Source organism: Sphingobium sp. FG58, from assembly GCF_057809055.1.
Map to the genome: position 1 here is coordinate 20,060 of NZ_JBMDJF010000001.1, position 21,460 is coordinate 41,519.

Sequence of the window (21,460 nt, forward strand, 5' to 3'; positions counted from 1 at the left end):
CCCACTCCCCCGTCCCGCTATCCGCGCACCCCATGACAGCGCATAAATCCGGCGATCCCACGACGCTCAACCGCCTCTATGGCCGCCAGTCTGGCCACAAGCTGCGGCAGGGGCAGCAGGAACTGGTCGACACCCTCCTCCCCGCCATCTCCGTGCCGGAAGAAGGCGAAGTGACCGCCGCCTCGCTCTTCGGATACGACCGCCCGCTCCATTTCGAAATCGGCTTTGGCGGCGGCGAGCATCTTGCCTATCGCGCCGACATGCTGCCCGATCATGGCTTTATCGGCTGCGAACCCTTCCTCAACGGCGTCGTCACCGCGCTCGGCCATATCCGCGAAGGCGCACTCGGCAATATCCGCCTCCACATGGGCAATGCGCTCGAAGTATTGAGCCGCCTCCCCGACGGCTCCTTGAGCTTCGTCTATCTGCTCCACCCCGACCCCTGGCCCAAGGCGCGCCATGCCAAGCGCCGGATGATGAACCCCGGCCCAGTCGCGATGATCGCCCGCAAACTCAAGCCCGGCGGCGAATTTCGCTTCGGCACGGACCATCCCATCTATCTGCGCTGGGCGCTGATGGTGATGAACGGCCATCCCGATTTCGACTGGCTGGCCAGCGACCCCACCGACTTCCTCACCCGCCCCGGCGGCTGGCCCCAGACCCGCTACGAAGCCAAGGCCCGGCAAAAAGGCCATGAAGTGTGGTATTTTCGGTATCGGCGTAAGTGAGCGGCGCGTCAAACCAGACCGATCCCGCCCTTTAAGCAGATCGTTGCGAAATTCGTCCTTCTCATATTTTCAAGTCATCCCCGCGCAGGCGGGGATCCATCTCCAGACCTAAAATCAACACGATAAGGTGGGAGATGGATTCCCGCCTTCGCGGGAATGACGAAGTGGCTAGTTCGAGGGAGAGGACTCAGCCCCCCCTAAAACGCCTCCGCCGCCAGCGCCATGATCGCCCCCTCACCCGCCGCGATGCTCGCCGCCAGCCCGCTCGCCTGTGGCAACACCCGCCGCGCATAATAGTCCGCCACCGCCAGCTTGCCCTGATGCAGCGCCGTATCACCCGCGCCAGCCGCCACCGCCATCCGCGTCCACATCCACCCCATCGCCACCAGCGCGAACAGCCGCAGATAGTCCACCGCCGCCGCTCCGGTCGCGTCCACGTCCGCCCCGCGCAGCGCCACCGTCGCCTCGCGCAGCAACGCCAGCGCCTCGCCGGTCCGCACCGCAATCACCAGATCACCCGCCGCCGCGACATCGGTCGCGATCCCGTCGAAAAAGCCCTCGACCACCGCGCCCCCCGCCATCGGCAGCTTGCGCCCGACCAGATCCATCGCCTGCACCCCATTGGTGCCCTCGTAAATCTGCGCGATCCGCGCATCGCGGACATATTGCTCCATCCCCCATTCGCGGATGTAGCCATGGCCGCCAAACACCTGCTGCGCCTGCACCGCGCTCTCGAAACCAAAATCGGTGAACGCCGCCTTGATGACCGGCGTCAGCAGCGCCACCAGCGCATCGGCGTGTCCCCGCTCGCCCGCATCCTCATGCCCCTTCGCCCGGTCGAGTTGCAGCGCGGTCCATCCCGCCAGCGCGCGGCCCGCCTCCACGAAAGCGCGGACATTCAGCAGCATCCGCCGCACATCGGCATGGTCGATGATCGCCACCGGCCCGCGCGTCCCGTCCGCGCTACGCCCCTGCACCCGGTCGCGCGCATAGGCCGTCGCCTGCTGATAGGCGCCCCCTGCAATGCCCAGCCCTTGTATGCCCACCATCAACCGTTCGGCATTCATCATCGTGAACATCGCCGCCAGCCCGCGATGCGCCTCCCCCACCAGCCAGCCGGTCGCGCCGTCATAATGCATCACGCAGGTCGGCTGGGCGTGAATCCCCATCTTCTTTTCCAGCGATCCCACCGACATGGCGTTGCGCACGGTAAAGCCGCCATCGGCATCGGGCAGATACTTTGGCACCAGAAACAGGCTGATCCCCTTCACCCCCGGCGGCGCATCGGGCAGCCGCGCCAGCACCAGATGGACGATATTGCCGCCAAAATCATGGTCGCCCGACGATATGAAAATCTTGGTCCCCGCCACCGCATAGCTGCCATCGTCGTTCGGCGTCGCCCGCGTCTTGAGCAGCGCCAGATCGGTCCCCGCCCCACTCTCGGTCAGCGCCATCGCCCCGGTCCACTCCCCGCTCACCAGCGGTCCCAGATAGCTGGCCTTCAATTCCTCGCTGGCATGGGCGGCAATCGCCTCGCACGCCCCGCGCGACAGGCCGGGGAAGAGGCCAAAGGACAGGTTGGTCGCCGATATCATCTCGTCGAACCAGAGTTGCAGGACAAAGGGCAGCCCCTGCCCCCCATGCGCCGGGTCCGCCGACAGCGACGTCCAGCCCGCCTCGGCAAAATCGCGATAGGCCTGCGCAAACCCGTCCGGCGTCCGCACCGCGCCATCCACCAGACGGCTGCCCTGCTCGTCCCCCTCCCGGTTCAACGGATGCAACCGCTCGGCACAGACCTTCCCCGCCTCCTCCAGCACCGCCACCGCCAGATCGGCGTCGACCTCCTTGCCCAGTTCCGCCATCGCCCGGTCGAAACCCAGCACCTCGGTCAGCAAAAAACGATAATCGTCGATCGGCGGGACATAGCTCTGCATGACGGTTCCTCTCCTGTCGTTGGCGTACTACACCAAACATATGTTACAGTCAATTTGGTGTGTGCGGGCAGCGCAACCTTCTCCCCTGGGGGGAGAAGGATACGGAGCCTTGACGACGCAGTCGTCTAGGCGAAGTTGGATGAGGGGGATCGAAGCTGGATATGCGCGCCCCACCTTCGTCACCCCGGACCCTTCGACAGGCTCAGGACAGGCTTGATCCGGGGTCCCGCTTTTTTCTCTCGCCTCCAGAGAATAGCGGCATGCCGGGTCAAGCCCGGCATGACGGAAGGAGAAATGGCAATGAACGACCCTTTGCGGACCCTAAGACATCGTCGTCGGCAACCCTCTGAAGTTGGAACAGGCAAGCGGCGCTCAGCAGCTGGTCGCGCTAGGTGCCGCTTTTTCGTCCGTGCTACCCGCTCCGACGGCGCGCTACCAGCCCAGCGGCGACTGGTCTGGCGTCGAAACAAGGTTGAACTCTATCAGATCCGCGTGGACGAAGAGGAATCCGGGATAGTCGGACGGCGGCGGCAGGACGTCAGCGGGAAAATGCTCCGGGGTCGCGGCGACCTCCCACTCTGCTGCGGGAAGGGTCTGGGGCGAAAGTTTAAGTGAGTCGATCGGCACATCGAATGCAATGAATACATCGTCCGTCGGTAAGACGATGTCGTGCAGCATGATCTGGACATCGGGGGCATGGCCATGCGCCGACGGGGAATCGGCGGGAGAAGCGCCCTCAATCGAAGCCGGGTCTAGCGCGCCGAGATCATGAAGGATCGCCGTGTCGTCGGCCGAGAGGACGGCGAGTGGCGCAGAGCCTGATCCGGCGCCCGTAAGAGTGATGTGGAGGTCCGCAACATGGGCAACGCCGTCGAATAGGACGATCGTTCCATCGCTGAGCGTCAGGGTAACGCCGGCGGTCGTCTCAGTGAACCCGTAGGGGTTTGTCCCATAGCCATCCAGAATCACCCGATCCCCGCTGTCAAAGCCGACAATCATCATACGTGAAGCGGAGTTGTAGGCATGGACGAATATGAAGGTGTCGTCAGCCCTGACGGCTCCAGGCGTGAACTCCACTGGCTGGATCCCAACGCCAGTGTACAGCCTGTAGGTCGCGGACTGCGTCGTGTCCGTAGCTAGGTCGCCGCGATGTCCGGCGTACAAGACCGTCTCAACACCATTTCCGTATTCCACAGTCGCCATGTTCTGACCGCCGGCGAAAAGCAACGCTTTCAGATTTCCCGCCTCATCGGGAGCCGTCGTGACCGAAAGCCGCTGGCCATTCGCGTCGAACCGCTCTTGGCTCAGAATGTGTCCGTCCGGGTCATAGCTGTTGGCGTAGACGCGCTGACTGCCGAGGTAGGTCGTGGTGGTAAAGTAGGCTCCGGCGAATACCGTCTCGTTCATTTGGCCGGCGCTATCGGGCGCAGTCAGCATGCGGAGCAACTGGCCGGAAGGGCTGTAGGTCTCCTGCTTCAGGATATGAAAAGCGCTGTCATAGTAGTTCCGGAGCGTGTCGGTTCGATACCCGATGTTGGTAGAATAGATGTCAACAACCGTTACGCCGTTCGCGTCCGGAACATTCACGATCCTGACGGACGCGCTACCCCGGCTGGAGGTGACCGTTTCTTGGCTCAGCAGGGTGCCGCCGATTGTGTAGTGGTTAGTCACTGTCGTAAGCGAAACCCCGAATTGAAACTGCTGGGTAGAAACGAACTCGGTGTTGGAGAACGCGAAACGGTTGGCAACGCCCGCCGAGCCGCGCGCATAGATCGAGAAAGTAGAGGCAACGCTTCCGCCATCCTCGACGGAAGCGGACAGCAGATAGCTAATTGGCGGAGCCCAGAAGGGCAGGGATTGGTTTGAACTGAACTGCCATGCGCCCGTGGAATCCGCCAACGCCGTTCCGATCACGGTGCCCTGATTGCGAATATTGACCATGATCCCTGGTGTGGCGGTCCCGTTTAGGGAGAGAACGCCCCGTGTCGCTGTACTTACCTGCTCATCCTGGAAAATGAGACTTCCAGAACTGATCGCAACCGCAGGCATACCGGCCTCCCAATGTTCGCATCGTTAAATCCGGTGTCCACTGGCCACCGACGTGAATCCGGTCCGGTGGACATAACGTGTCCGGGTCAATAATGAGTAGGTCTAAACTTCCACACGGAAGCGACAAGCGGCAATCGAGCCTCAGTCGAACAAGACTCCTCCATTTCACACCCCCCCCCCGCCGAAATCAGATGTCCACTATCCACCCATATCGGCCATTGCCGCGTATACGTCCAAACCCCACCCCCCCTACTCCGCCGTCCACCCGCCATCGACAACCAGACTCGTCCCCGTCATCAGCGCACTGGCATCTGACGCCAGGAACACCACCGCCCCCATCAGATCCTCGACCTTCCCCAGCCGCCCCAGCTTGATCTTCTCCAGCACGCTGGCCAGAAACGCCTTGTCCTCGAAAAAGGGCCGGGTCAGCGGCGTTTCGATAAAGGTGGGCGCGATCGTGTTGGATCGGATGCCATGCCCCGCCAGGTCCAGCGCCATCGCCTTGCTCAGCCCCTCCAGCCCCCATTTGGACGCGCAATAGAGCGAGCGGCGCGGCCCGCCGACATGCCCCATTTGCGATCCCATATGGATGATCGACCCGCGCAGCCCCGCGCCGATCATGCCGCGCGCCACCGCCTGTCCCATGAAAAAGGCCGCGCGCAGGTTCAGCCCCAGCACCGCGTCATAATCCTCTTCGGACACGTCGGTGAACGGCTTGGGCCGGTTGGTCCCGGCATTGTTGAGCAGGATATCGAACGCCGCGCCCCCCTCCAACGCCGACGCCACACCCGCCACATCATTCACGTCGATCCGCAGCGTATCCGCCCGCCCGCCCGCCGCGCGGATCGCCTGCGCGCCCGCCTCGATCTCCGCCCCGCTGCGCGCCGCTAGCGTGACATGCGCGCCCGCCTGCGCCAGTGCCGCCGCGCAGGCCAGGCCAATGCCCCGCCCCGCGCCCGTCACCAGCGCCCGCCTGCCATCCAGCCGGAAGCTGGGCGTCGTCGGCAGCGCGTCCATCACGCCGCCGTCGCCGCCGTGGGCGTGGCCGTCCCGGCATAGGGGACATCGCGCCCGCCATAGCGCCGCACGCGGATATTGGCCTGCTCGCCATGCCCGGCAAAGCCCTCCAGCGCGCACAACCGGCTGCAATATTCGCCGACCAGCGCCGACGCCTCATCGGTGAGTATCTTCTGATAGGTGCAGGTCTTGATGAACTTGCCGACCCACAGCCCGCCGGTAAAGCGCGCCGATTTCCTGGTGGGCAAAGTATGGTTGGTGCCGATCACCTTGTCGCCATAGCTCACATTGGTCCGCGCGCCCAGAAACAGCGCGCCATAATTGGTCATGTGCGTCAGGAAATAATCGGGGTCTGCGGTCATCACCTGCACATGCTCGAACGCCAGATCATCGGCAATCCGCACCATTTCGGCGTCATCCTCCGCCACGATCACCTCGCCATAGGTTTCCCACGCCCGCCGCGCATAGTCGGCGGTCGGCAGGATCGTCAGCAAGCGCTCGACCTCCTTCATCGTCTCACGCGCCAGTTTCTCGGATGTGGTCAGCAATATAGCGGGGCTGTCCGGCCCATGTTCCGCCTGCCCCAGCAGGTCGGTCGCCGCCAGCTCCGCGTCGCATCCGATCTCGTCGGCAATCACCAGCGTCTCGGTCGGCCCCGCAAACAGGTCGATGCCGACCCGGCCGAACAGCTGCCGCTTCGCCTCCGCGACAAAGGCATTGCCCGGCCCGACAAGGATGTCGATCGGATCGATGCTCTGCGTGCCGATCGCCATCGCGCCGACCGCCTGTATGCCGCCCAGCGCATAGATGGCGTCCGCCCCGGCCATCGCCTGCGCCGCCACGATCGCGCGAGCAGGCTGGCCCTGAAATGGCGGCGCGCAGGTGATGACCCGCGGCACCCCCGCCACCTTGGCGGTGATGACCGACATATGCGCCGACGCCAGCAGCGGATATTTGCCCCCCGGCACATAGCAGCCCGCTGAATTGAGCGGAATATTGCGATGGCCCAGAATGACGCCCGGCAGCGTCTCGACCTCGACATCCTTCATGCTATCGCGCTGGATCTGCGCGAAGTTGCGGACCTGCGTCTGCGCAAACTCTATGTCCTTGCGCTCTTGGCGGCTCAGGCTGTCGACGCACGCATCAATCTCCGCCTGGCTCAGCCGATAATCGTCCCGGTCCCAGCCGTCGAACTTGATCGACAGGTCGCGCACCGCGGCATCGCCCCGCGCCTCGATGTCCGCAAGCGTCGCCTCGACAATATCGCGAACCTTGCGATCGGCATCGGCCTTGGCCTGCGCGGTCGCGCCCCGCTTCAGATACTGCGCCATCCTGTCATCCTCCCGACATTGAACATCGAACGAATAGGCTTGCACGGCGCACCATCGCCGTCAGCCAAGCCCGGTGCGGTTGGTCCGCCACACCGAATCGTCATCTTGTTGCATACATATGCAATACCAAGCCATTCAGGCAACCCTCAACCAACAACCACTCGCAATTGCCGCAGCAAAGCCGTTGCAAACCTATGCAACATATCCCATGCATTGGCCCATGAACGACCGCATCTTCGTCACCGCCCATGATGTCGCCCGCGCCGCCGGCGTCTCGCAATCGGCGGTCTCCCGCGCCTTTACCCCCGGCGCCAGCATCTCGCCCGACACCCGCGCCCGCATCCTGACCGCCGCCGATCAGCTGGGCTACCGCCCCAATCTCCTCGCCCGCTCGCTCATCAATGGCCGGTCGAACATTGTCGGGGTCGGTGTCGGAAACCTCGCCAACCCCTTCTTCGTCGAAACCATGCAATTGCTCTCCCGCGCCCTCGACGACGCCGGACTGCGGCTACTGCTCTTCCCGGCGGACAGCGGCGCAACCGCCGAACCCTCGATCCACGAAATCCTCCACTATCGGCTCGACGCCCTCGTCCTGCTCTCGGTCGGCCTGTCCTCGACGCTGGCCGAAGAATGTCGCCGCGCCCAGGTGCCGGTCGTCCTCTACAACCGCACCACGCTGGACGATGCGGCCTCCAGCGTCATCGGCGATAACCAGATTGGCGCGCGCACCATCGCCGCCCATCTGCTCGCCGGTCGGCATCAGCGGATCGCCTATATCGCCGGCACCGCCGGATCATCGACCAACGCCCAGCGCGAAGCCGCCTTCTTCGCCTATCTCGCGCAGCAGGGCGCACCCGCCCCCCTGCGCGAGGATGGCCATTACGACATCGCCGCCGCCACCGCCGCGACCCGCCGCCTGCTCACCCGCCCGGACCGGCCCGACGCGATCTTCTGCGCCAACGACCTGATGGCCATCGCCGCGATCAACGTCGCCCGCCACGAATATGGACTGGATGTCGGGCGGGAGATTTCGATCGTCGGCTATGACGATGTCCCCATGGCCGCCTGGCCCGCTTTCTCGCTGACCAGCTATTCGCAACCCGCCGAGCAGATGGTCGCCCAGACCGTCCGCCTCATCCGCATCCTGCGCGATGATCCGGACGCGCATCAGGACGTCATCGTGGATGGCACATTGATGCTGCGCGGCAGCAGCCGTTCAGTGGCTAATCCCTCGGCTTATGCGACGACAACAAATATCGCCACACCCCGACCAGATTGATCGCCAGCATGGCGACATTCTGCCAGCCAATCCCCTCGCTGTCCTGCGCCAGAAATCCCCACGCGATCAGCGCGATCGAACTGGTGACGAACAGCACGAACGCCCATCCCGTCACCCGCCGCCCGATATTGAGCGACACCAGCAGTGCCGCCAGCACCGCCACCCCCGCGCCATAATATTGCAGCCCTGTCAGCAGCGTGTCGCTCATACAACCCCAACGCAACGGCAGTACCCAGGTTGCAATCATTCCTGTAAAATGCTGTTCCCCGGCGAAGGCCGGGGTCCAGTCCAGAGCGCGGAACTGGACACCGGCCTTTGCCGGGGAACGCCATGATCTTTTGCGCAAGTCACTATTCTAGCAATTTGCGATCACCCCCTCTAGGCAGGCACCATGATCGCCAGCATTGACCCGTTCCACGCCATCGCCATCAGCCGCGAAGCCCACCGCCTCGAAGCGGCAGGGCGCTCCATCCTCCACATGGAATTTGGCCAGCCCTCCACCGGCGCGCCCGCCGCCGCCATCGCGGTCGCGCATCATGTGCTGGACACCGATCCCATGGGCTATTGGGAAAGCCAGCCGCTCAAAGGGCGGATCGCCCGCCATTATCGCGACAGCTACGGCCTCACCATCGACCCCGAACGCATCCTGCTCACCTGTGGCGCGTCCCCCGGCCTCGTCCTGGCGCTCACCAGCCTGTTCGCGCCGGGCGCACGGGTCGCCACCGCCCGCCCCGGCTACGTCGCCTATCGCAACACGCTGAAGGCGCTCTATCTCGACCCGCTCGAAATCCCCTGCGGCCCGGCCGAACGCTACCAGATCAGCGCCGACGCCCTCGCCGCGCTCGATCCCGCGCCCGACGGCCTCATCCTCGCCAGCCCCGCCAACCCTACCGGCACCATCATCCCGGCGGATGAACTCGCCCGCATTGCCGCCACCTGCGCCGCGCGCGGCATCGCCATCATCTCGGACGAAATCTATCACGGCCTGTCCTTCGGCGACCCGGCCCGATCGATGCTGGAGTTTGCCCCCGACGCGATCATCGTCAACAGCTTCTCCAAATATTTCAGCATGGCCGGCTGGCGTCTGGGCTGGATCGTCGTGCCGCCTGTCCTGATCGACGCCGCCCGCGCCCGCATGGGCAACCTCTTCCTCACGCCCCCCGTCCTCGCCCAGCAGGCCGGGCTACAGGCGTTCGAGGAAAGCGCCGAACTGGACGGCCATGTCGCCACCTACCGCCGCAACCGGCAATTGCTGCTCGACGCCCTGCCAGCCCTCGGCCTCGCCAGCATCGCCCCGCCCGACGGCGCTTTCTACCTCTATGCCGACATCAGCCACCTGACCGACGACAGCCTCGCCTTCTGCCACCACCTGCTCCAGGACACCGGCGTCGCCACCGCGCCCGGCATCGATTTCGATCCGGTCGAAGGCCATCATTTCATCCGTTTCAGCTTCGCCGTCTCCACCGACCGCGTAGAGGACGCCATCGCCCGGATGGTGCCATGGTTCCAGGCGCAAGGCAGGCGTTGAACGCTTCAAAATCCTCCTCTGCAAGGGCAGGCTTATCGCATATGAAACTGCCCCCTCCTTCATCGTCATCCTGAACTCGTTTCAGGATCCATTTCTCGTTACGAGCGGCGGCATGTGGGGCACGATGGATGCTGAAATAAATTCAGCATGACGTTGGATGGATAGCGGAAAGTCATATGCAACCGCCCTGCCCTTCCATGGAAGGATGCACGTCGATCTGAATCGCAATGTCGGAAACAAAGTCCGGCCTAAAAATGGTGCGGGCGGTCGGAATCGAACCGACACTCCTTGCGGAACCGGATTTTGAGTCCGGCGCGTCTACCAGTTTCACCACGCCCGCACGGCCTGGGTGCCGCCAAATGACAAAATCCGGCTCCCCCGTCCAGCCGAAAATCAGTCAGGGCGATAATCAGCGGCCATCCAGCCCGGCCCGCCCGATTTTCGCTGCACCACAGCAGAGCCGTTGCAGCATCGCTGCCGGGGCGATAGCCTCCTTGCGCTATCATCCGCGTGCGCTATAAGGGCGTCATCGTGCAGATATAGATATGTTCAACGGAGAAGGACCATCCTTTGACCGAATCGTCTGCTACGTTCCTGTTATTCGGCGCCACCGGTGATCTTGCGCGGCGCATGATCTTCCCTTCGCTCTACAATCTCCTGTCCGACGGGCTGCTGCCCGACGACTTTCTGATCGTCGCCTCCGGTCGGTCGGAGATGGACGATGATGCCTTCCGCGACGATGTTGACGCGGCGCTGCGTCAATTCCTGGCCGCCGACCGCTACGACCCCCAAGTCGCCGCCACCTTCCGCACCATGATCTGCTACCAGCCGGTCGAGGCGGGCAACGCCGTCCAGTTCGCCGCGCTTGCCGAACGGATCGACGGGCGGCTGGAGCGAGGCCTGTCCGTCTATCTCTCCACCCCCCCGTCCCTGTTCGCCCCCACCGCGCAGGGTCTGGCGGAGGCTGGCCTCATCACCCCGCTCACCCGGATCGCGATGGAAAAGCCGATCGGCAAGGATCTCGCCTCCTCCAAGCAGGTCAATGACGGCATCGGCGCCCTCTTTGCCGAGGATCAGATTTTCCGGGTCGACCATTATCTGGGCAAGGAAACCGTCCAGAACCTGCTGGCGCTGCGCTTTGGCAATCTGATGTTCGAACCGTTGTGGAACGCCACCGGCATCGATCATGTCCAGATCACGGTGGGCGAAACCGTGGGCCTGGAAGGCCGCGTCTCTTATTATGACGGGGTCGGCGCGCTGCGCGACATGGTGCAGAACCATATGCTCCAGATCCTCTCGATCATCGCCATGGAGCCGCCCGCCCGCATGGACCCGACCTCGGTGCGCGATGAGAAGGTCAAGGCGCTGCGCTCGCTCCGCCCGATGACCGCCGAAACGGTCAAGACTCACAGCGTCCGCGGCCAATATACGCCGGGCGCAGTCGGCGGCAAAATCGTCACCGGCTATGCCGATGAACTGGGCCAGCCATCGACCACCGAAACCTTTGTCGCGATCAAGGCGCATATCGACAATTGGCGCTGGCAGGGCGTTCCCTTCTACCTGCGCACCGGCAAGCGGATGCCCGCGCGCCAGTCCGAAATCATGATCCAGTTCAAGCCGGTCCGCCACTCCATCTTCGGTCGCGACGGTCACGGATCGGGGCTTGAATCCAACACGCTGGTCATCCGCCTCCAGCCCGAAGAATATATCCGCCTGACCATCATGTCGAAGCGGCCGGGCCTCGAACGGCAGGTGCATCTGGACGAAGTGACGCTCGACGTGTCGCTGACCGCCGCCTTTGCCGGGCAGCGTCGCCGCATCGCCTATGAACGGCTGATCCTCGACCTGCTGGCCGGCGACGCCACCCTGTTCGTCCGCCGCGACGAGGTGGAGGCGCAATGGGCATTCATCGACTCGATCATCGACGGGTGGAAAGAGGCCAACATGAAGCCCGCCCCCTATTCTTCCGGCAACTGGGGTCCATCCTCGGCCATTGCCCTTATCGAACGTGACGGAGCCAGCTGGCATGACTGAACTTAACCCGGTGATCGCCAAGGTCACCGACCGTATCGTCGCGCGCAGCGCCAAGAGCCGCCGCCACTATCTCGACCTTATCGAACGGGGCCGGGACGCAGGCACCAATCGCGATCAGCTGAGCTGCGGCAACCTCGCCCATGCCTTTGCCGCCAGTGGCGAGGACAAGCCGGTCATCCGCACCGGCGCGGCGATGAACATCGGCATCGTCACCGCCTATAATGACATGCTGTCCGCGCATCAGCCCTATGGCCGCTATCCCGAAGCGATCAAGCTGGCCGCCCGCGAAGTCGGCGCAACGGCTCAGGTAGCAGGCGGCGTCCCCGCCATGTGCGATGGCGTGACCCAGGGGCAGGCGGGCATGGACCTCTCGCTCTTCAGCCGCGACACGATCGCCCTTTCCACCGCGATCTCCCTCTCCCACGCCATGTTTGAAGGCGTCGCCCTGCTCGGCATCTGCGACAAGATCGTGCCGGGCCTGCTGATGGGCGCGCTGCGCTTTGGCCATCTGCCCACCATCCTGATCCCCGCAGGCCCGATGCCATCGGGCCTCGCCAACAAGGAAAAGGTCCGCATCCGCCAGCTTTATGCCGAAGGGAAAGTGGGCAAGGACGAGCTGCTCGAATCCGAAAGCGCCAGCTATCATGGCGCTGGCACCTGCACCTTCTACGGCACCGCCAATAGCAATCAGATGATGATGGAGGTGATGGGTCTCCACATGCCCGCCGCCGCCTTCGTCAACCCCGGCACGAAGCTGCGTCAGGAACTGACCCGCGCCGCCACCCACCGCCTCGCCAGCATCGGCTGGGACGGCGATGATTATCGTCCACTCGGCCACTGCGTCGATGAAAAGGCGATCGTCAACGCCATCATCGGCCTGATGGCGACCGGCGGATCGACCAATCACGCGATCCATCTGCCCGCCATCGCCCGCGCCGCCGGGATCAGCATCGACTGGACCGATTTCGCCGAAATCTCCGATGCTGTCCCGCTGCTCGCCCGCGTCTATCCCAATGGCTCCGGCGATGTGAACCATTTTCATGCCGCTGGCGGCATGAGCTATATCATCCGCGAATTGCTCGACAGCGGCCTGCTCCACCGCGACATCATGACCGTCGCACGCGGCGACCTCACCGATTATGGCAAGGAACCAGTGCTGGAAAATGACGCGCTGCAATGGCGCGACGTTCCCGCCTCGCGCGACGACAATATGCTCCGCCCCGTCTCCAACCCGTTCAGCGCCGATGGCGGCATGAAGCTGCTGGCGGGCAATCTCGGCCGTTGCGTCATGAAGGTCAGCGCCGTCGATCCCGCCCTCTGGACCATCGAGGCACCGGCTGCCGTGTTCCACGATCAGGATGACGTCCTGCGCGCCTTCAAGGCGGGCGAACTGGAACGCGACGTCGTCGTCGTCGTCCGCTTCCAGGGACCAAAGGCCAACGGGATGCCTGAACTGCACAAGCTGACCCCGGCGCTCGGCGTCCTCCAGGATCGCGGTTTCAAGGTCGCACTGGTGACCGATGGCCGCATGTCCGGCGCATCCGGCAAAGTCCCCGCCGCCATCCACCTCTCGCCCGAAGCCTTGGGCGGTGGCCCCATCGGCAAGCTGCGCGACGGCGATCTCGTCCGCGTCTGCGCCCAGAGCGGCACCATCGACGCGCTGGTCGATGCCGCAATCTGGGAGGCCCGCGACATCCCCGCCGCCCCGCCGCCGCCCTATGATACCGGTCGCGAATTGTTCGCCCTGTTCCGCCATCATAGCGACCTGGCCGAACAGGGTGCCTCCCCCATCCTCGCTGCGATGGAAGCCGAGCTATAATCTCCACCGTCATCCCGGCGAAGGCCGGGATCTCTCTTCTTCTTGCCTCACGCAAAAGAAGAGAGATGCCAGCCTGCGCTGGCATGACGGATATAATGATAGGATGTCCTGATGACCAACATCATCGCCGCCGACATTGGCGGCACCAATGCCCGCTTCGCGCGCGCCTCGCTCGACGATCGCGGCGTACCGAAGCTCGGCACCGTGCGCAAATATAAGGTCGCCGACTATCCCAGCCTGCAAGCCTGCTGGGCCGCCTTTGCCGAAGACGAAGCCAAGGGCGGCGAAGGCGACCTCCCCGACGCCGTCTCCATCGCCTTCGCGACCGCCATCGGCCGCGAAGTCATCAAGCTCACCAACTCCAGCTGGGTCGTGCGCGCCGATACGCTGGCCGACGATCTGGGCGTCCGCACCGTCAAGCTGGTCAATGATTTCGAGGCGGTCGCCCATGCGGTCTCGCGCCTGCCGGATGAAAATCTGCCTTTGCTGTTCGGCGAGGACCGCCCCTTCCCCCGCGACGGCGGCGTCACCATCCTTGGCCCCGGCACCGGCCTTGGCGTCGCGATGATCGCCTATGACAATGGCCATCCCCATGTCATCGCAACCGAAGGCGGCCATCTCGACTTCGCCCCGCTCGACAGCCTAGAGGAAAAAATCCTCGCCTATCTACGCGACAAATTCCTGCGCGTCTCGACCGAGCGGATCGTGTCCGGTCCCGGCCTCAATTATATCTACAAGGCGATGGCGACCATTGGCCATGACCGGGTCATGCTGATGGAAGATCCCGAATTGTGGCAGGCCGCGCTGGAGGATAGCGATCCCTTCGCCCGCGCCGCGCTCGAACGCTTCTGCCTCTGTTACGGATCGGTCGCGGGCGATCTCGCGCTCGCCCATGGTCCCCATGCCGTGGTGCTGGCCGGTGGCCTGACCCAGCGGATGCGCGACTTTCTGCCGCACAGCGGCTTCCACACCCGTTTCAAGGCCAAGGGCCGGTTCGAAAGCCTGATGGCCTCCGTCCCGATCCGTATGGCCATCCATGATGAAATCGGCCTGTTCGGGGCCGCCGCCGCCTTTAGGGAGCAATGAACATGAGCAAATTGACCGTCGAAAAAGTGATGGGCCTCGCCCCGGTGATCCCGGTGCTGGTGGTCGACCGGGTCGAGGACGCCCTCACCATCGCCCGCGCCCTCGTCGCCGGTGGCCTGCCCGCGCTCGAAGTCACGCTGCGCACCCCCGCCGCGCTCGACGTGATCCGCGAAATGAGCCAGGTCGAAGGGGCGGTCGTCGGCGCAGGCACCGTCCTCAACCCCGAACAGCTCGACGCCGCGATGGAGGCTGGCGCCCGCTTCATCGTCAGCCCCGGCCTCACCAAGCCATTGGGCAAGGCCGCGATCGCCGCCAAAATCCCCTTCCTGCCCGGCACCGCCACGGCGGGCGACATCATGCGCGGCATGGACATGGGCCTCACCCATTTCAAATTCTTCCCCGCCGAAACGTCGGGCGGCCTGCCCGCGCTCAAAGCCCTCGCCGCGCCGCTCCACACCGCCCGCTTCTGCCCCACGGGCGGCATCACGCTCAAAAGCGCCCCGGAATGGCTCGCCCAGCCCTTCATCAAATGCGTCGGCGGCAGCTGGGTCGTGCCCAAGGGACCGGTCGATGGCGCAAAGATCGAGGAACTGGCCCGCGCCGCCGCCGCCCTCCCGCGCGGATAAAAGTGGGCGGATGACGTAGGGCGGGGCCATTGCGCCCCGCCACATCGCGCCCTAGATGGAACGCCATGATGACCCGTCGGCTGCTCCCCTATCTCGCCCTGCTCCTGTCCGGCTGCACCGGCGCGCAGCTGAGCTATCCCTCGCTCGCCAAGCGCCCGATCGAGAGCGCCCCGGTCGCCGAAGCCACCCCGCCCCCGGCCCCGATCGCCGCCGACGCCAAACTGGCGGCACAGATCAGCCGCTTCACCGCCCAGTCGGAAACCGGCCGCACCGGCTTCGACGCGGCCTACGCCACGGCGGAAAAAGCCGCCCGCGCCGCGTCGGGATCGTCGGTATCCAGCGATGCCTGGGTCGCCGCGCAGGTCGCCATCAGCGCGCTGGAAACCGCCCGCAACGACAGCGTCTCCGCCCTCGCCAGCCTCGACACCCTCTATGTCGATCGCACCAGCGCCATCGCCGATGGCAAGGAACATGGCGGCCTCGACGCCCTGGACGCCGCCCGCACTGCCGCCCTCGCCATCGTCGACAGCCAGAATGACCGCATCGACGCGCTCAAGGGCCAACTGGCCCAGCCTTAGTATTCATCCTCCCCTGCAAGGGGAGGTGGCGACGCGAAGCGTTGACGGAGGGGTGTCACCCTCTCGATAGCGGGACACCCCTCCGTCTGGCCTTCGGCCCGACACCTCCCCTTAAAGGGGAGGATCAAGAGCCGTGCAAAACTGCTTGAATATAAGCCCTAAACCGCGTCCACCGCCTGTTTATGCGCCCGCGCATAATCGACATAACGCGCCGCTCCGCTGCCCAGCTTCGCCACCATCGCGTCCGACAACTCGCGCATAAATTTGGCCGGTCGCCCAGCCCATAATTGCCGCCCCGGCAGCCGCTTGCCCGGCGACAGCAAGGCCCCCGCCGCCAGCATCCCGTCACTCTCGATCACGCAGCCATCCATGACGATCGCGCCAAGCCCCACAAAGGCCCGGTCCTCCAGCGTGCAGCCATGCACCATCGCCATATGGCCGATCAGCACATCATCCCCGATGATCGTCGGCCAGCCCTCGACTGGCCGGTCGATCCCGTCGCCGGGGCTGTCGCAATGGATCACCGTGCCATCCTGCACATTGCTGCGCGCGCCGATCCGTATCCGGTTAACGTCCGCGCGGATGACGCAATTATACCAGATGCTCGCATCCTCCCCGATCTCGACATCGCCGATGATGCGGCATCCCGGCGCAATGAAGGCTTTGGGGTGGATGACCGGCGCCTTGCCCTTATACGGGATGATGCTGACGCCCGGATAATCACTCATCTCACGCCCCCAGCAGCCGCGCCGCGTGCAGCGCATGATAGGTGAGCACCCCCGAACAACCCGCCCGCTTGAACGCCATCAGCGTCTCCAGCACCAACGCATCGCGGTCCCCTGCGCCAGCGGCAGCGGCATGTTCGATCATCGCATATTCGCCCGACACCTGATAGGCAAACACCGGCACCGCAAACTGCTCCTTAACCCGGCGGATGATGTCGAGATAGGGCAGCCCCGGCTTCACCATCACGCTGTCCGCCCCTTCGGCCAGGTCCAGCGCCACCTCGCGCAATGCTTCCTCCGCATTGGCCGGGTCCATCTGGTAATTTTTCTTGTCGCCCTTCAGCAACCCGCGCGATCCCACCGCATCACGGAACGGCCCGTAAAAGGCGCTCGCATATTTGGCGGCATAGGACATGATCTGGACATTGACATGGCCGTCGGCCTCCAGCGCCGCACGGATCGCGCCGACCCGTCCGTCCATCATGTCGCTGGGCGCAATGATGTCTGCCCCCGCCGCCGCCTGATTAAGCGACTGGCCGATCAGCACATCGACGGTCGCATCGTTGAGGACATAGCCCGCATCGTCCAGCAGCCCGTCCTGCCCATGCGCGGTATAGGGGTCCAGCGCCACATCGGTCAGCACGCCAATGTCCGGCACCGCATCCTTGATCGCCCGGATCGCCCGGCACATCAGATTGTCGGGATTCAGCGCCTCCGCCCCATCATCGCTGCGCCGTTCGGCCTGCGTATTGGGAAACAGCGCCAGGCAGGGAATCCCGGCATCCCGCGCCTCCCGCGCCCGCGCGACGATGCCATCCACCGACCAGCGCGACACGCCGGGCAATGCTGCAATCGGCTCCTCGACATGATCCCCCTCGGTCACGAACAAGGGCCAGATGAAATCGCTGGGCGACAGACGATTTTCCGCAAACATCGCCCGGCTCCACGCCGAAGCCCGCACGCGCCGCATCCGCAGCGCCGGATAGGAAGATTGGCTCATGGCGCGGGTCTAGGCGCGGGAGAGCGGGGGATCAAGCAGGAGTGATCAAACAGGGGACGTCCCGCTCCTCCGCCCGGAAAGAATAGAGAATATCCAATCCTGTCCCCCATTCCCACGATCCTGCCGATATTCTAGAAGCCGCCCATGCGCGCCGTCCATCACATAGCCATCATCTGTTCCGATTATGCCCGCTCTCGCGCCTTTTACCGCGACATATTGCAATTGCCGGTGATCCGCGAAGTCTGGCGCGCCGAACGCCAGTCGTGGAAGTGCGATCTGGACGCGGGCAATGCCCAGATCGAACTATTTTCCTTCCCCGATCCCCCTGCCCGAACGAGCCGCCCCGAAGCCTGCGGCCTGCGACACCTTGCCTTCACCGTCACAGACATTGATATCGAGGTGGCGCGGCTCGACGCCGCCGGCATTGCCTGTGAACCGATCCGCCTCGACGAATGGACTGGCCAGCGCTTCACCTTTTTCACCGATCCCGACGGGCTGCCGCTCGAACTCTATGAGCAGCCGACGCCCTGACCGCCCCTATTTCGCAAACCGCCGAAAGAAACTGTCCGCATTCCATGTCGGCCGCGCCGCCCCATTCGCCACCCTCAGCGTCACCGCCGTCACATAGTCATTCAACTTCGCGCTCTCGGCGGGCATCACCGGCTGGTTCAGATCGTCGAAGGGCGAGTGATAGATATTCGCCCGCCACGCCTTTTCGGTCGCCGCTTCGGGCGTCCCGGCCTTGAACCCATATTTGAAGAACAGCGCCGGTATGCCTTCGCGGATGAAGGCATATTGGTCCGACCGGATGAACACGTTGCGGTCGGGGAAGGGGTCGGGGGTGATAGGCAGGTTCATCGCCGCGCTCACGGCTTCCGCATCCTTGCCCAGCGAACTTTGATCATAGCCGATCGGGGTCACGCTGGTCAGCGGGAAGATCGGCAGCGCCATGTCGAAATTCAGGTCCGCGACGATGCTTTTCTGCGGCACGGTCGGCCGACGCGCGAAGTAGCGGGCGCCCAGCAGCCCTTTCTCCTCCGCGGTGACGATGGCGAACAGGATCGACCGTTTGGGCTTCACCTTACTGGCCTTCAGCGCGCGCCCAATCTCCAGCAGGCTGGCAACCCCCGACGCATTGTCCAGCGCGCCGTTATAGATCGCATCTCCCTTGATCGGCGTGCCGACGCCATAGCCGTCCAGATGCGCCGACAGCACGACATAGTCATGCCGCAGCTTGGGGTCGCTACCGGGCAGCATAGCGATCAGATTGGGCGAGGAAAGCTCGGCCCGCGTCGCGCTCACCTGCGCCTTCAGCCGCACCGCCAGCGGGAATGACGCGACCGGCGCAGAGACATCCGCCGCCGCCGCGATCGCGGCAAAATCCTTTCCCGACCCGGCGAACAGCAGATCCGATTTGGCCGGGTCAAGCTGCGCGCCCAGGAACGGCGTCTGCGTATCCCGCAAACTGACATCGCTATAATAAAGCGCAGGCGCGCCCGACAGGGCGATCCGCCGGTCCCACGGAATCTCCACCTGCTTGGGCGTCACCAAAGTGATCAGCCCCAGCGCGCCCTGCTCCGCCAGCCAGTGCGACCGTTCCGACCGCGCATGGGATTTGAGCGCGCCCGACAGGGTCGCCGGACCACCCGACAGCACGACGACGATCTTGCCCTTCAAATCCAGCCCGGCAAAATCATCATGCCCCGCTTCGGGCAGATGCAGGCCATAGCCCGCAAACACCAGGGGCGCGTCGATGCTCTCAGGCACCGGTCCGCCCCCGCCGCCAAAGATCAGGTCGCCCGGCACTGCCAACGGCACCACCCCCTGCGGCCCCGTCAGCGCCGCACTGGACTTGTCCGACACGATCCGCTGCTCGACAAAGGCGACCGGCTGGCGATAGCCCTGCGTGCCAGCGGGTTTCAGGCCCATCGCCTGAAACTGGCCGATCACATAGGCGGCCGCCTTGTCATAACCGGGTGTCCCCGTGCCGCGCCCCTGCATCGCGTCGTTCGCCAGCGCCTCGACATGCCCCCACCAGCGCGCGCCCTTATCCCCTTCCGCCTCGGCCAGCGCGGCGCTGCCGACCATCAACGCGATCAGGGATATGCCGAAGGAAAGGCCGCGCATGGTCATGCTACTCCGCTCTAAACTCATCTCTATCTTGCCCGATCCTGTTCGACGAACAAGGGGGCTTGGAACCACCACCGCGAACGTGTATTAACGTGGCAATACAGTATGGAGATGATGATGCCCCATTCCCCGACTTTGTCCGCCCTGCTCGTCGCCGGACTCGCCCTTACGACCGCCGCCTGTTCGCGCCACGCCGATGATAGCGCGCCCGCATCCAACGCCAGCACGACGCAGGACTGGTCGACGCTCAAGGATTTCACCGCGATCGACGCCACCGGCCCGGACGATGTCGCGGTGACGATCGGCGACAGCTATTCCGTCAAGGCAGAGGGTGATCCCAAGGCGATCGAACAGCTCGACATCATGGTCAAGGGCGACCGGCTGGTCATCGGCCGCAAATCGAACGGCAACTGGAGCTGGGGCCGCAGGGACGATAATGAAGGCGCGACCATCCGCGTCACCATGCCCGCCATCCGCGCCGCCGCTTTGACCGGCGCAGGCGATTTCACGCTCGACCGGGCGGAGGGCGACACGCTCGACCTGTCCCTCACCGGCGCTGGCGATTTCGACATTGGCGCAGTCAAATTGCGCAGCCTGAAAACCGACATCACCGGCGCAGGATCGGTCAAGATTTCCGGCACCGCTGATGAAGGCAAACTCGCCATCACCGGCGCGGGCGATATCGACGCGGACGGCCTCAAACTGGGCAAGGCCGACGTGTCGATCCTGGGTGTGGGTGACATTGCCTTTGCGTCGGACGGCGCGGTCGCTATCAGCATCATGGGGCCGGGCGACGTGACGGTGAAGGGCAAGGCGCAATGTACGACCAGTGGCACAGGACCGGGCGAGGCGCGCTGCGCGCCCTGACCGGCGCAGCACTCCTGATCGCGACGCCCGCAACGGCGGCAACGCGCGGCTATACCATCACCAGCTTCGACGCGATCCGGCTCGATGCGCCGGTCAGCGTCGTCATCACCACTGGTGCTGGCGCATCGGCCCGCGCGGAGGGGGATCAGGCGCTGCTCGACCGGCTTAACGTTACCGTCTCCGGTCGCCTGCTCACCATCACCATGATCCGCCCGCAGCCCGGCGAGAAAAGCGGCGGCGCAGCGACCCTGCGCCTCTCCACCGGCGATCTTTCCCGCATCGTCCTGACCGGCGGCGGATCGGTAACGGTCAGCCGGATGAAGGGACTGCGCGGGGATATCGTGCTGGGCGGCAATGGTGACGTCACCGTGGCAACGGTCGATCTTGACCGGATCGATCTGTCGCTGGCGGGCGGTGGCCGCGCAACGCTCAGCGGACGAACCGGCATCGCCAATATCCGCGTCACCGGTCCGGGTGCCGTCGCAGGCGACGCCCTGCGCGCGCGGCAGGCGACCCTTGCCAATGACGGACCGGGCAGCATCGCCCTGACCGCCGATGTCACGGCCAGGATCACCGCCACCGGCTCCGGCGACGTCACCGTCAACGGCAAGCCCGCCTGCTCGGTCGACAATCGCGGCACCGGGCGCATCGCCTGCGGTGGCGACAGCTATTGAACGATAATGACAAAGCGCCGCCGCTCTGGCATCGGCCACAGCAACTACATGCGAA

General features: G+C 64.6%; 19 protein-coding genes and 1 tRNA gene. 11 read left to right on the top strand and 9 right to left on the bottom strand.

Features of this window, described 5'->3' with window-relative positions; genetic code table 11:
* Positions 1-32 precede the first annotated feature (32 nt).
* Positions 33-728, top strand: a complete 696-nt coding sequence (gene trmB / locus ACODR8_RS00140) for a tRNA (guanine(46)-N(7))-methyltransferase TrmB (protein ID WP_489005459.1) — start codon at positions 33-35, stop codon at positions 726-728.
* A gap of 197 nt (positions 729-925) precedes the next feature.
* Here the strand turns inward: trmB and ACODR8_RS00145 are convergent, their stop codons facing one another.
* From ACODR8_RS00145 to hisD, 4 genes are all read right to left on the bottom strand, one after another.
* Positions 926-2,662 (bottom strand): acyl-CoA dehydrogenase C-terminal domain-containing protein, encoded by a 1,737-nt coding sequence (locus ACODR8_RS00145; RefSeq protein WP_489005460.1) that lies wholly within the window; start codon positions 2,660-2,662, stop codon positions 926-928.
* A 432-nt stretch (positions 2,663-3,094) separates the two neighbouring features.
* Positions 3,095-4,603, bottom strand: a complete 1,509-nt coding sequence (locus ACODR8_RS00150) for a hypothetical protein (protein ID WP_489005461.1) — start codon at positions 4,601-4,603, stop codon at positions 3,095-3,097.
* Between the two features lie 357 nt (positions 4,604-4,960).
* Complete coding sequence (locus ACODR8_RS00155; RefSeq protein ID WP_489005810.1) at positions 4,961-5,728, bottom strand: SDR family NAD(P)-dependent oxidoreductase; 768 nt, start codon at positions 5,726-5,728, stop codon at positions 4,961-4,963.
* On the bottom strand, positions 5,728-7,059 hold the full coding sequence (gene hisD / locus ACODR8_RS00160; RefSeq protein ID WP_489005462.1) for a histidinol dehydrogenase: 1,332 nt from the start codon (positions 7,057-7,059) through the stop codon (positions 5,728-5,730). Before hisD ends, ACODR8_RS00155 begins: the two co-directional genes overlap by 1 nt.
* A 220-nt stretch (positions 7,060-7,279) precedes the next feature.
* Between hisD and ACODR8_RS00165 the strand changes: the two genes are divergently transcribed.
* Entirely contained in the window at positions 7,280-8,338 is a 1,059-nt protein-coding gene (locus ACODR8_RS00165; protein WP_489005463.1) for a LacI family DNA-binding transcriptional regulator, read from the top strand.
* Here the strand turns inward: ACODR8_RS00165 and ACODR8_RS00170 are convergent.
* The gene (locus tag ACODR8_RS00170; protein WP_489005464.1) at positions 8,283-8,546 is read right to left on the bottom strand and encodes a hypothetical protein; all 264 of its coding nucleotides are present in this window, start codon (positions 8,544-8,546) and stop codon (positions 8,283-8,285) included. The two genes, ACODR8_RS00165 and ACODR8_RS00170, sit on opposite strands and share 56 nt — an antisense overlap.
* Before the next feature lie 183 nt (positions 8,547-8,729).
* Here ACODR8_RS00170 and ACODR8_RS00175 point away from each other — a divergent pair, with 183 nt between their 5' ends.
* Positions 8,730-9,866 carry a pyridoxal phosphate-dependent aminotransferase gene (locus tag ACODR8_RS00175; protein ID WP_489005465.1) on the top strand — a complete coding sequence of 379 codons (1,137 nt, stop codon included), beginning with the start codon at positions 8,730-8,732 and terminating at the stop codon, positions 9,864-9,866.
* A 255-nt stretch (positions 9,867-10,121) separates the two neighbouring features.
* On the opposite strand, the gene ACODR8_RS00180 is transcribed toward ACODR8_RS00175, so the two are convergent.
* A tRNA-Leu gene (locus ACODR8_RS00180) sits at positions 10,122-10,206 on the bottom strand.
* 230 nt (positions 10,207-10,436) lie between these two features.
* Between ACODR8_RS00180 and zwf the strand changes: the two genes are divergently transcribed.
* From zwf to ACODR8_RS00205, 5 genes are all read left to right on the top strand, one after another.
* Positions 10,437-11,900, top strand: coding sequence for a glucose-6-phosphate dehydrogenase (gene zwf / locus ACODR8_RS00185; RefSeq protein ID WP_489005466.1), 1,464 nt, complete (start codon positions 10,437-10,439; stop codon positions 11,898-11,900).
* On the top strand, positions 11,893-13,719 hold the full coding sequence (edd, locus tag ACODR8_RS00190; RefSeq protein ID WP_489005467.1) for a phosphogluconate dehydratase: 1,827 nt from the start codon (positions 11,893-11,895) through the stop codon (positions 13,717-13,719). The genes zwf and edd overlap by 8 nt, the downstream gene beginning before the upstream one ends.
* Positions 13,720-13,830: 111 nt before the next feature.
* Positions 13,831-14,805 (top strand): glucokinase, encoded by a 975-nt coding sequence (gene glk, locus ACODR8_RS00195; RefSeq protein ID WP_489005468.1) that lies wholly within the window; start codon positions 13,831-13,833, stop codon positions 14,803-14,805.
* Between the two features lie 2 nt (positions 14,806-14,807).
* Complete coding sequence (gene eda / locus ACODR8_RS00200; protein ID WP_119745286.1) at positions 14,808-15,431, top strand: bifunctional 4-hydroxy-2-oxoglutarate aldolase/2-dehydro-3-deoxy-phosphogluconate aldolase; 624 nt, start codon at positions 14,808-14,810, stop codon at positions 15,429-15,431.
* A gap of 65 nt (positions 15,432-15,496) precedes the next feature.
* The gene (locus ACODR8_RS00205; RefSeq protein WP_489005469.1) at positions 15,497-16,009 is read left to right on the top strand and encodes a hypothetical protein; all 513 of its coding nucleotides are present in this window, start codon (positions 15,497-15,499) and stop codon (positions 16,007-16,009) included.
* A gap of 158 nt (positions 16,010-16,167) precedes the next feature.
* Here ACODR8_RS00205 and ACODR8_RS00210 read toward each other — a convergent pair whose 3' ends face one another.
* Together ACODR8_RS00210 and hemB are read right to left on the bottom strand one after the other, a co-directional pair.
* On the bottom strand, positions 16,168-16,737 hold the full coding sequence (locus ACODR8_RS00210; RefSeq protein ID WP_489005470.1) for a gamma carbonic anhydrase family protein: 570 nt from the start codon (positions 16,735-16,737) through the stop codon (positions 16,168-16,170).
* Between the two features lies 1 nt (position 16,738).
* Positions 16,739-17,734: a porphobilinogen synthase gene (gene hemB, locus ACODR8_RS00215; protein WP_489005471.1), complete on the bottom strand. Its 996-nt coding sequence runs from the start codon at positions 17,732-17,734 to the stop codon at positions 16,739-16,741.
* Between the two features lie 144 nt (positions 17,735-17,878).
* On the opposite strand from hemB, the gene gloA2 reads away from it, so the two are divergent.
* Complete coding sequence (gene gloA2 / locus ACODR8_RS00220) at positions 17,879-18,265, top strand: SMU1112c/YaeR family gloxylase I-like metalloprotein (protein ID WP_489005472.1); 387 nt, start codon at positions 17,879-17,881, stop codon at positions 18,263-18,265.
* A gap of 6 nt (positions 18,266-18,271) precedes the next feature.
* On the opposite strand, the gene ACODR8_RS00225 is transcribed toward gloA2, so the two are convergent.
* Positions 18,272-19,861 carry a M28 family metallopeptidase gene (locus ACODR8_RS00225; RefSeq protein WP_489005473.1) on the bottom strand — a complete coding sequence of 530 codons (1,590 nt, stop codon included), beginning with the start codon at positions 19,859-19,861 and terminating at the stop codon, positions 18,272-18,274.
* A gap of 108 nt (positions 19,862-19,969) precedes the next feature.
* Between ACODR8_RS00225 and ACODR8_RS00230 the strand changes: the two genes are divergently transcribed.
* Both ACODR8_RS00230 and ACODR8_RS00235 read left to right on the top strand, forming a co-directional pair.
* Positions 19,970-20,731 (top strand): head GIN domain-containing protein, encoded by a 762-nt coding sequence (locus tag ACODR8_RS00230; protein WP_489005474.1) that lies wholly within the window; start codon positions 19,970-19,972, stop codon positions 20,729-20,731.
* Positions 20,683-21,405: a head GIN domain-containing protein gene (locus tag ACODR8_RS00235; protein WP_489005475.1), complete on the top strand. Its 723-nt coding sequence runs from the start codon at positions 20,683-20,685 to the stop codon at positions 21,403-21,405. Before ACODR8_RS00230 ends, ACODR8_RS00235 begins: the two co-directional genes overlap by 49 nt.
* The last annotated feature ends 55 nt before the right edge of the window (positions 21,406-21,460 follow it).

Excerpts from the sequence above, each read along its gene's own strand:
- trmB (WP_489005459.1), top strand. The coding sequence starts at position 33 with ATGACAGCGCATAAATCCGGCGATCCCACGACGCTCAACCGCCTCTAT.
- ACODR8_RS00210 (WP_489005470.1), bottom strand. The coding sequence starts at position 16,737 with ATGAGTGATTATCCGGGCGTCAGCATCATCCCGTATAAGGGCAAGGCG.
- edd (WP_489005467.1), top strand. The coding sequence starts at position 11,893 with ATGACTGAACTTAACCCGGTGATCGCCAAGGTCACCGACCGTATCGTC.
- ACODR8_RS00155 (WP_489005810.1), bottom strand. The coding sequence starts at position 5,728 with ATGGACGCGCTGCCGACGACGCCCAGCTTCCGGCTGGATGGCAGGCGG.
- glk (WP_489005468.1), top strand. The coding sequence starts at position 13,831 with ATGACCAACATCATCGCCGCCGACATTGGCGGCACCAATGCCCGCTTC.
- ACODR8_RS00230 (WP_489005474.1), top strand. The coding sequence starts at position 19,970 with ATGGAGATGATGATGCCCCATTCCCCGACTTTGTCCGCCCTGCTCGTC.
- ACODR8_RS00225 (WP_489005473.1), bottom strand. The coding sequence starts at position 19,861 with ATGCGCGGCCTTTCCTTCGGCATATCCCTGATCGCGTTGATGGTCGGC.
- ACODR8_RS00235 (WP_489005475.1), top strand. The coding sequence starts at position 20,683 with ATGTACGACCAGTGGCACAGGACCGGGCGAGGCGCGCTGCGCGCCCTG.
- ACODR8_RS00170 (WP_489005464.1), bottom strand. The coding sequence starts at position 8,546 with ATGAGCGACACGCTGCTGACAGGGCTGCAATATTATGGCGCGGGGGTG.
- ACODR8_RS00150 (WP_489005461.1), bottom strand. The coding sequence starts at position 4,603 with ATGGTCAATATTCGCAATCAGGGCACCGTGATCGGAACGGCGTTGGCG.
- ACODR8_RS00175 (WP_489005465.1), top strand. The coding sequence starts at position 8,730 with ATGATCGCCAGCATTGACCCGTTCCACGCCATCGCCATCAGCCGCGAA.
- ACODR8_RS00205 (WP_489005469.1), top strand. The coding sequence starts at position 15,497 with ATGATGACCCGTCGGCTGCTCCCCTATCTCGCCCTGCTCCTGTCCGGC.
- hemB (WP_489005471.1), bottom strand. The coding sequence starts at position 17,734 with ATGAGCCAATCTTCCTATCCGGCGCTGCGGATGCGGCGCGTGCGGGCT.
- ACODR8_RS00165 (WP_489005463.1), top strand. The coding sequence starts at position 7,280 with ATGAACGACCGCATCTTCGTCACCGCCCATGATGTCGCCCGCGCCGCC.
- gloA2 (WP_489005472.1), top strand. The coding sequence starts at position 17,879 with ATGCGCGCCGTCCATCACATAGCCATCATCTGTTCCGATTATGCCCGC.
- ACODR8_RS00145 (WP_489005460.1), bottom strand. The coding sequence starts at position 2,662 with ATGCAGAGCTATGTCCCGCCGATCGACGATTATCGTTTTTTGCTGACC.
- eda (WP_119745286.1), top strand. The coding sequence starts at position 14,808 with ATGAGCAAATTGACCGTCGAAAAAGTGATGGGCCTCGCCCCGGTGATC.
- hisD (WP_489005462.1), bottom strand. The coding sequence starts at position 7,059 with ATGGCGCAGTATCTGAAGCGGGGCGCGACCGCGCAGGCCAAGGCCGAT.